Below are 7,678 nucleotides of genomic sequence, written 5' to 3' on the forward strand. Positions count from 1 at the left end.
ACCCTGCGAGATCAAGACATCGACCTGCCGCAGCTTAGCAACGATCTCTTCAGCCGTATGCTTCTTCCGTCCCATGACGACATCCTCCACATGGCTCAAAGCCATACCTCAGGGAGGACCACTTTTCAGGGGGCAGGCCACGGCCTCGTGCCGCTATCAGCGCCCGCCCGGAGCTCCGCCCGCGCGGAAGTACGAGCACCTCTGCCTCGCCGCAATCACGCTGCCGCAACCGGTGAAGCAGGTTCCGCCGGTGCCACCAAGTGTGCCCTACACCATCGAGGTCTGGAAGGAGTCTGGCGGCGGTATCGAGCTGCACCTCGCCACGATCTATCCTCTGCCGGTAGCGATCGCGGCGTTCGATGCGGCGTGCCTGGAGTGGCCCACGCACGAGGTCACTCTTCGGGACCGGGCGCGGATCATCCAGAGGCGGGACCGGCCGCTGCCGAACTCCAGCGCGGCGCCTGCGGCGTCCCGCCCCTGACGGCGAGCCCGTCTTCCTCCAGGCGCATTAGCGCACGGGCGGCGTGCAGGGTTCGCTCCCGCCCTGGCAATCCGGCGCGCTCTGCGATCTCGGTGGCGGTCGATGGCTCGGGTGTGAGAGTCGCCAGCACGCGCGGGCGGATGTCGTGGCGCGGCCGGGCGCCGCGAGGGGCGGGAATCTCCGGCATCGGCGATTTATGCCGCCTCGACCAACCCGCGGCTCTCGGCCAGCTGCAGTACGTCAACATCCGAGAAGATAAGATCCCCGATCTGCCAACGCTCCAGGTCGTCGCCGATCGGCGCCACAGCGATGCCGGCAGCCCGCAGCGCATCGACGGCATCGAGGACCGGGTCGGCGTCGTCGATCATGCGAGCGCGATCAGCATCCAGGCCCGGGCCTTCGCCTCGATGTCCTCGGCGGACGCCGCCGGGTCGTCGGCGATCGCGCGCTCAACGATCTCCTGCGCCTCAAGAACGCTCAAGCCGATGCCCTGGATGAAGCCGCCCAGGCGCACCACCAGGCGCTTGCGCAGCTGCTCGCGATGCACTTCGGTCTCAGGGCCGCTCAACGCCATCTCTCGTCGGTACACGCCAGCACGTAGACGACGTGCATGCAGCGGGCTTGTGCCGCCTGCGTCTGTGCGTCGGCCATGCATGCCTTCATACCGGAAGAGAACACCTCTTCGTCGATCCCCTCGCGGCTGCCGCACGTGAAAATCGGTTCAAAGCCTTCGAAGCGACTGACCTGCCAACCGATGACTATCATCGACAGAAGGCAGAACAGCGCAACCAAGGCCTTGCTGTCGTAGAACCAGTGCCGCCTGCCGGCCTCGAGACCGATGGGCTCGCTCATCCCTGGACCGGGAAGCCCAGGATCACGGCGGTCTTCACCATCGTGCGGCGCAGGCCCGGCTTGGTCTTCTCGTCGGCCAGCAGCGCCTTGGCCTGCGGGTGCATCTCGATCGCCTTGGCGACGTCGATGGTGTGGCCGGACTTGAAGGCGAAGGGCGGGGCCGATTCGTCCGCGAGGTAGGCCGCACTCGCAGCCTCGATCTCGTCGTCCGACACCTCGGATTTGCGGCGTAGGTCGGCGACGCTCGGGATCTCTTTGGCCATCAAACCCGTCAGCTGGTGGGGTAAATGGTGGGGTAAAACGCGACCCGCGCCGAATTTGCGTGCGAAAACAACGAAAGCTGGCGGAAGGGGTGGGATTCGAACCCACGGTGGAGTTGCCCCCACGGCGGTTTTCAAGACCGCTGCCTTAAACCACTCGGCCACCCTTCCCGACGGCATCCGCGATTTGACCGTTACGGCGCCTGCCGATCCCCCGTCAACCAAAGAAGAGCGGTTGACCTGCGCAGCCAATCCGCCTATCTGACCGCCCACGCCTGACGCCGCTGGATGCAGCGCGGCCGGTCCAAGGCCGTCACGATGACGGACGGACACGGCCTACGGCCGATTGGGGGATAGTTTAACGGTAGAACGGTGGACTCTGACTCCTCTAGTCCTGGTTCGAATCCAGGTCCCCCAGCCACCTAAATCAAACAGTTAGACAGGCAGCCCCGTAAATTTTGACAGGTTTGCCTATTCGGTTTGCCGTTTAGCCGGAACGGTCTTCGGCGGCCTCTTTCGCCGAGCGGCGTGTACGACAGCCCAAAACACGTCTTCTCCCCAGTCCGCCATCGCCGTATTCACGGCCACGCAGACGATGCGGATATTGTCGGCCGTATAGCCGCCCGAAGCGCGAATGCGGTCGATGCTCGGCCGCCATGGCTGACGGTAGCCGTCGTGTTCCGTCTCCATCCTGAACGGCAAGCCTGTAACCTCGCACCGAAGGTTCGATCGCGTCAGCGCGGCAGCTACGTCCTCGAAGTCGATGGCGAACGCGATGCCGCGCTCCTGAGCTCGGCGCAGCGCCTTCCGGTAGATGATCCTGATGTGTCTTTCGAAGCGGCGCGCGGTATTGGGCTCCGTCTGCATAGCCTCTTCGAGTAGCCGGGCCGCTTCTGCTACCGGATCGTCGCTGACCAGCCTCGTCCGCCGCATTCCGCGAGCGCGCATCTCAGGCGTCGGCCGGAAGTAGCAGTAGCTGCGGTCCTTTGATGTGAAGGTCTGGATGTAGGCTTTCGGGTTTGCCGTGCTCATGCGGACCCGTCCTCGGGCTGCCCCCCGTGCAGTTCGCCCATCACGCGGGCATTTGAGCGCTTCATGTCCGCGGTCCGGTGATAAACCGGCGTGGCATAGGTCGTCCGCTGACCGAGGATGTCGGCGATCTCCCGATCGGTTTTGCCCAACTCGCGTAGGTCCGTCGCGACGCTGTGTCGTAGCCCGTGCGCCGTCAGGCCGGGCCGGACCTTCCCCGCCTCCTCAAGCCTCGTGCGCAGCTTGCGCCACGACGCATTCCAGCCGCCGTCCGTCCAAGGCGTTCCCTCGGATGTCACGAACAGATGCGTCCGACTCGGGAGCCGCTGGTCGAGGATCACAGCGAGCGGCATCGGGCATGGGACGCACACCTCGACGTCGCCTTTCCCGGTCCGGAACGTGATCATCCCGTCCTGATAGGACGCGGCCGGCATCGTGCGCACATCGCCCAACCGGGCGCCGAGGTAGCGCATGAATGCGAGCGGCGCCTTCAGCTGGATCGGCGCCGCGGCGAGCACCGCCTCGCGCTCGTCGCTCGTCCATGGCCTGTTCCGGTTCGTCTCGCCCGTGGCTTTGCGGATCTTGTCCACGCGCAGCGCCGGGTTCGTCTCCAGCAGCCCGAGGTTTACCCCGACCCCGAGCATGCGAGACAGGACCTGCACCACGTAGTTCGCGAAGCGGCGCTTGTGCTTGGCGAAAGCCTGATTCCGCCATGTGAAGATCTGGGCGCGCGTGATCGCAGAGAGCGGCATCCCGCCGGCTTTCTCGAACATAATCAGCACACGCTCGTAGTCCCTTTTCGTGATAGGCTTGAGGCGGATGTACTCCGGGGTCTTTCGATATTCGGAGATGAGGTGGCCAAGCGTGTTCTTGGCGACCGTCTTCGCCTTCCAGGCCTGATTCAGCCGGTCGACCTCGGTGACGAAAGCGGCGGTGCCCGGCTCGGAGTGGATCCGCGCGCCGCTTGCTCGGTGGTAGTAATAGGTCTTTCCAGCCTTCGCGGACCAGAACCGCTTCACGCCCGCGATCTTGTGTCGTGTCGTCACCCAAACACCTTCGCGCCCCAGTCGGTCGAATCGGCGACATCGTCGGTCAGCCCGGACAAGCCGTCGAGCCACCGGTCGAGCGCCTTGCGGTCGTAGCGCAGGAGCCGCTTGTCGAGCCGCTCGTCCGGCGACAGTGAGAGCGGTGTGACAGGGCACGCCCGCTCGAAGGCCGGCGCCGACAGCCGGCAATAGGCCGCCGCCTCGGGCAGCGTCAGCAGTCGGCTTGCGGGCAGCGGTACGGCTCTCCCCTTCCCTTCCTCTGATGCACGAACGCTACGCGGCACTGCCCCCTCCCCGCTCCTTCTCCGCGGTCAGCCGGGCGATCTCCCGGTCGACGTACCATCGCGCTTTTCGCAGATCCTCCAGGGCGCCTGGCGATTTCAGACCAGCCCGCCAGAGGTACTTCACGGCGTTGCCGACGTTAAAGCCCATGTGCTCGGTGACCGTGATGCACTCCACGCCCGACGGGTGGGAGGTGTAGTGCTTCGGGTGGTTGACTGCGTCGTGCTCGCTCATCGCGAACCTTCCTTCCACAGCACGGGCCGCGCATGGTCCGGGATCCGCGACCGCCCCCTCGCCATCGGGTGCATCGGCGCGCCATCGGCTGTTGGTCCGAAGCAATGCACGTCCGGCCATGGCACCTCACCGGTGGTGATCTCCTCGAGCACGTGGTCGACGAACTCGGGATCCCAGGATCCGGCGCCCCAGCAGGCCACCACCAGCGCAGCCGCCTTCGCCTCGCGCACGAGGATCGGCAGGTTGTCGAAGTGGATCCGGTCGCGCGCGTACCAGTCCGGGCCGTCGTCCATGTACTGGGCCCAGGCGCGGCATTCGGCCGGCGACGAGGTGCGCAGCGGGTAGAGGTTGACCGCAGTGAAGCCGCCGTAACCCCAGGACCGGGCGAAGTGGATCCAGCGGCACACCGTCGGATCGTCCTGCCGGTGGTCGGCGGTGCTCGGGTTCAGCCCGATGAAGCAGACGTGGCCGCCCTCGCTCGACCAAGTTCGGGTCAGCGTGAATCGGTAGGCACCGCACCGGGACAGGTTGGCCGAGCGGGCGATGGTGTCGGCGAACGGCACGCCGAACAGGTCACGAGTGGCGAGGGCGGCGGCGCTCATGTTCGCCCCCACCGCATCGTCAGCAGGTCAATAGCGTTCAGGACAATGTAGCCGCCGCATCCAAGCGACATGACGTAGCCAGGATCGTCGGTCCGGCAGAACATCGCGGCGCTGCCGAGCACCCAGATGATGCCCAGCAGCAGGGCGCCCCACTCGGGACTGTAGGACATGCGGTTCGCGCTCATGCCGCCCTCCCGGTATCGGGCGCACGCCGATCGCCAAGCCAACTGCTCGCCAACTGCATCCCCTTGTCGGTGAAGCACCAAGACACGGCGTTGCCGAGCGTCTGGTCTGCCAGTTCGACTGGAACGGTGGCGAGGATGCCGCGATCGACGAGCGGCTGAACCTCGCGTGCGAAGGCCCATCCGTCGAGCACGTCGCTCGGCGCACTTCGAAGGGCGTCGTTGTCCACGCGATAGATGCGGCTTCGGATGACGGCCTGCCGGATCTTGTCGAGGTGCGCCTCAGCGCTGATCGCGCTCATGCCGCCCCCACGATGTCGAGCGCGTCGGCCGGGGCGAGCGACTGCAGCTGCTGATCAAGCATCGCCACCGCTCCACCGTTCGATGTCCGGCCAGATCCAGGTTCCGAAATCCGGTCCCGGCGAGATGACGATCACCGGCCGCCGGCGGATGAACCCAGGGCTTCGGCCACCACCTGAGCTGATCCACCGGCGCACCGCAGTGATGGCATTTTCGTCAGGCCGGAACTCGATGGATCGCCCCCAGACGTCGACTTTGCGCCCTTCGTGCTCCTGATCGCCTGGACTCTTGCCGAAGCGGGAAAGTCCGAAGTCAGCCTCCGGGGTCCAGCGTGGCGGAAAGGCTCGATCAGGATGGGGTTCGAAGAAGCCCCAAATGTCGAAGTCGTGGATCCCGCGCGAGCCGTCGCGCAGATGCAGCGCTGCGCCCTGGCACAAGCACAGCAGCCGCAAGCGCCCGCGGTAGACGCGTGAAGCCTCGCGGCGGTCAAATAGGTCCTCGAACGAAGCGACAGCTATCTGCGCAAGCCGCTCTAGATCTTCTCGGCGAATGGCCTCGAAGGATCGAGCTTCTCTCGGCGCATCGCTCATAGAGTTTCTCCCATCGCGGTTATCTCAGGCATGCCGTTGTGCTCCACCCCGTCGAGGAGGCGGCCGGCGGCCTTCTTGCCGACGCGCGTCATGCGGGCGTCGGCGCCGAACTGCGCGAACTGGCGCGGCCCGTGATCGAGGTAGCTCCATCGGCCCGGAGCCTCGGCCCAGTGCAGAGCGAATTGCCCAGGCTCGCCATCGCGGGCCGTGATGCCGCCCTGCCATTCCCCGTTCTGCTTGTGGTGATAGGGCACGCCGGCGGCCGCACAGGCGTCCCGGATCTGCCGGAGCCACGTCGTGGCCGTGGGGCGGGCTCGGTGCTTGCCCTGGTCAGTCTCTCCGCCCGTGATCACCCAGTCGATCCGCTCGATGTCGGAGGCCTTCAGAGCATTGCGGACCACCGTGAGATCGCCGGCCTTGCCGTAGACGATCCGGGTGAAGTCGATGGGCCCGAGGAGCGGCTCGGCCGAGACGAAGCTGAAGGCCGGGCGTAGATCGCGCGCCGCGTCGAGCAGATGTCGGACGTTCCGGTTCGCGACCTCCTGGTTCTCGCACGTGGCCCCGATAGCGGCGTTCACCGGCAACCCGCCGGCCGCCTCCGCCATTGCGACCGCGTTCTGCGGGCGCTTCGACAGGAGCAGATGCAGGAGGTTCGGTGTCTCCCGCATCACGGCGAACCACTCGCGCCGGATGCCGGGATCCGCCGCGTTGTCCCAGGGATCGCAGAGCGACGGGAACACGCTGATCGTGCGCCCGGCCGCCCGCGCCTCCCGGTCCCATTTCGCGAGGTTGCGCCAGTAGGACTCGCTGGTCCGCTTGCGCTCGCCGTGCGGGCCCCACTGGACGCGGCCAAGGCGTGTGTCCATCAGGTACGCAGCGTAGCAGCCGTCGCATGCCGGGCTGACCTTGGTGCAGCCGATCCACGGCGACCACGTCCGGTCGCACCAGGAGATGCCGGTCGTCTCAGCCATGACGGGCGCCTCCCGTCGCGAGGGAGGCGCGGTCTAGGCGTTCGATCTCGGCGAGCACCAGGGCGCCGGCTTTCACCAGGTCGCGGCGGGGCGTGGTCGGTTTCCACCACGACAGATCCCAGGGCCACATCGGCGGCGCGCTGCCTTCGCAGTCTGAACGCTGCTGGCGGGTGCGCCCAGCCTCATAAGCGTAAGAGCAAGCAGCCCTGCATATCTCGCCGCCGTCATTGTGCTGCTCATCATGCAGCCGGGTGAACGCCTCGGCCTCGACCTGCCGGCGGCGCTCCGCCAGCACGTCAACGGCAGCCTGCGACATGGCTGTTTCGCCAGCTCCTAATGCATCCCTCTGTCCCTGCTTCCGTGCTTCTGACATGAGGGTGAGGATGGCCTCATCATTGACGTGATCCACCCAACTAGCCGCCCCGTCTTGCAAGATGTTCGCGTAAGCTGCGTCTACCCATTTATCCCTTTCCTCACTCCCTACGGCCGGGATCTCTGCGAGCTTCGCCAGGGCGTCGCTGCCAGTACGAGTAGCGGCTTGGATCGCCTGATATGCGGCGTGGACTTCCTGCCGGCTGATATCGCGAAGGGACTCCTCTTGCTCGGCCCAAGTGCCGGGATCCTTCCCACCGCAGAACTCGCGCGCAATGAAGGGGCGTGAAACTTCCCATGCCGCCATGCAGCCGGCTTCAATGGCGCTGTTAGGCAGCTTCGCCAGGGCGTCGGTCTGGGCGGGTGTAATCGGGGTGACGGGCATGGGTCAGTGTCCTTTCCCCTGAGTGGTAAAGCGTTCGCGGATGATGTTGCGGATGTCGGCGGCGATGGCGTCAGCAGCTGAGATAGCCGCGG

15 protein-coding genes and 2 tRNA genes are annotated in these 7,678 nt (G+C 66.1%); 2 read left to right on the forward strand and 15 right to left on the reverse strand.

What is annotated here, in order from left to right; genetic code table 11:
* Window positions 1-262 precede the first annotated feature (262 nt).
* Window positions 263-481, forward strand: a complete 219-nt coding sequence (locus tag MKK88_RS07345; protein ID WP_243998364.1) for a hypothetical protein — start codon at window positions 263-265, stop codon at window positions 479-481.
* A 194-nt stretch (window positions 482-675) separates the two neighbouring features.
* On the opposite strand, the gene MKK88_RS07350 is transcribed toward MKK88_RS07345, so the two are convergent.
* From MKK88_RS07350 to MKK88_RS07370, 5 genes are all read right to left on the reverse strand, one after another.
* Complete coding sequence (locus MKK88_RS07350; protein WP_243998367.1) at window positions 676-849, reverse strand: hypothetical protein; 174 nt, start codon at window positions 847-849, stop codon at window positions 676-678.
* On the reverse strand, window positions 846-1,049 hold the full coding sequence (locus MKK88_RS07355) for a hypothetical protein (RefSeq protein ID WP_243998369.1): 204 nt from the start codon (window positions 1,047-1,049) through the stop codon (window positions 846-848). Before MKK88_RS07355 ends, MKK88_RS07350 begins: the two co-directional genes overlap by 4 nt.
* Window positions 1,046-1,333 carry a hypothetical protein gene (locus tag MKK88_RS07360; protein WP_243998371.1) on the reverse strand — a complete coding sequence of 96 codons (288 nt, stop codon included), beginning with the start codon at window positions 1,331-1,333 and terminating at the stop codon, window positions 1,046-1,048. Before MKK88_RS07360 ends, MKK88_RS07355 begins: the two co-directional genes overlap by 4 nt.
* Window positions 1,330-1,596, reverse strand: a complete 267-nt coding sequence (locus tag MKK88_RS07365) for a hypothetical protein (protein ID WP_243998373.1) — start codon at window positions 1,594-1,596, stop codon at window positions 1,330-1,332. The genes MKK88_RS07360 and MKK88_RS07365 overlap by 4 nt, the downstream gene beginning before the upstream one ends.
* Window positions 1,597-1,674: 78 nt before the next feature.
* Window positions 1,675-1,764: transfer RNA gene (locus tag MKK88_RS07370), tRNA-Ser, on the reverse strand.
* Window positions 1,765-1,940: 176 nt separating this feature from the next.
* Here MKK88_RS07370 and MKK88_RS07375 point away from each other — a divergent pair.
* Window positions 1,941-2,014, forward strand: a tRNA-Gln gene (locus MKK88_RS07375).
* 50 nt (window positions 2,015-2,064) lie between these two features.
* Here MKK88_RS07375 and MKK88_RS07380 read toward each other — a convergent pair.
* From MKK88_RS07380 to MKK88_RS07425, 10 genes are read right to left on the reverse strand one after another with little or no spacing between them, the layout of a single operon-like run.
* Window positions 2,065-2,625: a hypothetical protein gene (locus MKK88_RS07380; protein ID WP_243998375.1), complete on the reverse strand. Its 561-nt coding sequence runs from the start codon at window positions 2,623-2,625 to the stop codon at window positions 2,065-2,067.
* Window positions 2,622-3,641 carry a tyrosine-type recombinase/integrase gene (locus MKK88_RS34060; protein WP_243998377.1) on the reverse strand — a complete coding sequence of 340 codons (1,020 nt, stop codon included), beginning with the start codon at window positions 3,639-3,641 and terminating at the stop codon, window positions 2,622-2,624. Before MKK88_RS34060 ends, MKK88_RS07380 begins: the two co-directional genes overlap by 4 nt.
* A gap of 23 nt (window positions 3,642-3,664) precedes the next feature.
* Entirely contained in the window at window positions 3,665-3,952 is a 288-nt protein-coding gene (locus MKK88_RS07390) for a hypothetical protein (protein WP_243998379.1), read from the reverse strand.
* Window positions 3,942-4,184, reverse strand: coding sequence for a DUF3310 domain-containing protein (locus tag MKK88_RS07395; protein ID WP_243998381.1), 243 nt, complete (start codon window positions 4,182-4,184; stop codon window positions 3,942-3,944). The genes MKK88_RS07390 and MKK88_RS07395 overlap by 11 nt, the downstream gene beginning before the upstream one ends.
* Window positions 4,181-4,786 (reverse strand): DUF1643 domain-containing protein, encoded by a 606-nt coding sequence (locus MKK88_RS07400; protein WP_243998383.1) that lies wholly within the window; start codon window positions 4,784-4,786, stop codon window positions 4,181-4,183. Before MKK88_RS07400 ends, MKK88_RS07395 begins: the two co-directional genes overlap by 4 nt.
* A complete protein-coding gene (locus MKK88_RS07405) occupies window positions 4,783-4,971 on the reverse strand; it encodes a hypothetical protein (protein ID WP_243998385.1) in 189 nt (62 codons plus the stop codon). Before MKK88_RS07405 ends, MKK88_RS07400 begins: the two co-directional genes overlap by 4 nt.
* Window positions 4,968-5,270 carry a hypothetical protein gene (locus tag MKK88_RS07410; RefSeq protein ID WP_243998387.1) on the reverse strand — a complete coding sequence of 101 codons (303 nt, stop codon included), beginning with the start codon at window positions 5,268-5,270 and terminating at the stop codon, window positions 4,968-4,970. The genes MKK88_RS07405 and MKK88_RS07410 overlap by 4 nt, the downstream gene beginning before the upstream one ends.
* A gap of 54 nt (window positions 5,271-5,324) precedes the next feature.
* The gene (locus MKK88_RS07415) at window positions 5,325-5,858 is read right to left on the reverse strand and encodes a hypothetical protein (protein ID WP_243998389.1); all 534 of its coding nucleotides are present in this window, start codon (window positions 5,856-5,858) and stop codon (window positions 5,325-5,327) included.
* Window positions 5,855-6,829: a DUF5131 family protein gene (locus MKK88_RS07420; RefSeq protein WP_243998391.1), complete on the reverse strand. Its 975-nt coding sequence runs from the start codon at window positions 6,827-6,829 to the stop codon at window positions 5,855-5,857. Before MKK88_RS07420 ends, MKK88_RS07415 begins: the two co-directional genes overlap by 4 nt.
* Entirely contained in the window at window positions 6,822-7,586 is a 765-nt protein-coding gene (locus tag MKK88_RS07425) for a hypothetical protein (protein ID WP_243998393.1), read from the reverse strand. The genes MKK88_RS07420 and MKK88_RS07425 overlap by 8 nt, the downstream gene beginning before the upstream one ends.
* Between the last annotated feature and the right edge of the window lie 92 nt (window positions 7,587-7,678).

This window comes from Methylobacterium sp. E-005, from assembly GCF_022829725.1.
Classification (GTDB): domain Bacteria; phylum Pseudomonadota; class Alphaproteobacteria; order Rhizobiales; family Beijerinckiaceae; genus Methylobacterium.

Coding starts and splice junctions, on each gene's coding strand:
- MKK88_RS07350 (WP_243998367.1), bottom strand. CDS start 849: ATGATCGACGACGCCGACCCGGTCCTCGATGCCGTCGATGCGCTGCGG.
- MKK88_RS07360 (WP_243998371.1), bottom strand. CDS start 1,333: ATGAGCGAGCCCATCGGTCTCGAGGCCGGCAGGCGGCACTGGTTCTAC.
- MKK88_RS07365 (WP_243998373.1), bottom strand. CDS start 1,596: ATGGCCAAAGAGATCCCGAGCGTCGCCGACCTACGCCGCAAATCCGAG.
- MKK88_RS07380 (WP_243998375.1), bottom strand. CDS start 2,625: ATGAGCACGGCAAACCCGAAAGCCTACATCCAGACCTTCACATCAAAG.
- MKK88_RS07395 (WP_243998381.1), bottom strand. CDS start 4,184: ATGAGCGAGCACGACGCAGTCAACCACCCGAAGCACTACACCTCCCAC.
- MKK88_RS07400 (WP_243998383.1), bottom strand. CDS start 4,786: ATGAGCGCCGCCGCCCTCGCCACTCGTGACCTGTTCGGCGTGCCGTTC.
- MKK88_RS07405 (WP_243998385.1), bottom strand. CDS start 4,971: ATGAGCGCGAACCGCATGTCCTACAGTCCCGAGTGGGGCGCCCTGCTG.
- MKK88_RS07410 (WP_243998387.1), bottom strand. CDS start 5,270: ATGAGCGCGATCAGCGCTGAGGCGCACCTCGACAAGATCCGGCAGGCC.
- MKK88_RS07415 (WP_243998389.1), bottom strand. CDS start 5,858: ATGAGCGATGCGCCGAGAGAAGCTCGATCCTTCGAGGCCATTCGCCGA.
- MKK88_RS07420 (WP_243998391.1), bottom strand. CDS start 6,829: ATGGCTGAGACGACCGGCATCTCCTGGTGCGACCGGACGTGGTCGCCG.
- MKK88_RS07425 (WP_243998393.1), bottom strand. CDS start 7,586: ATGCCCGTCACCCCGATTACACCCGCCCAGACCGACGCCCTGGCGAAG.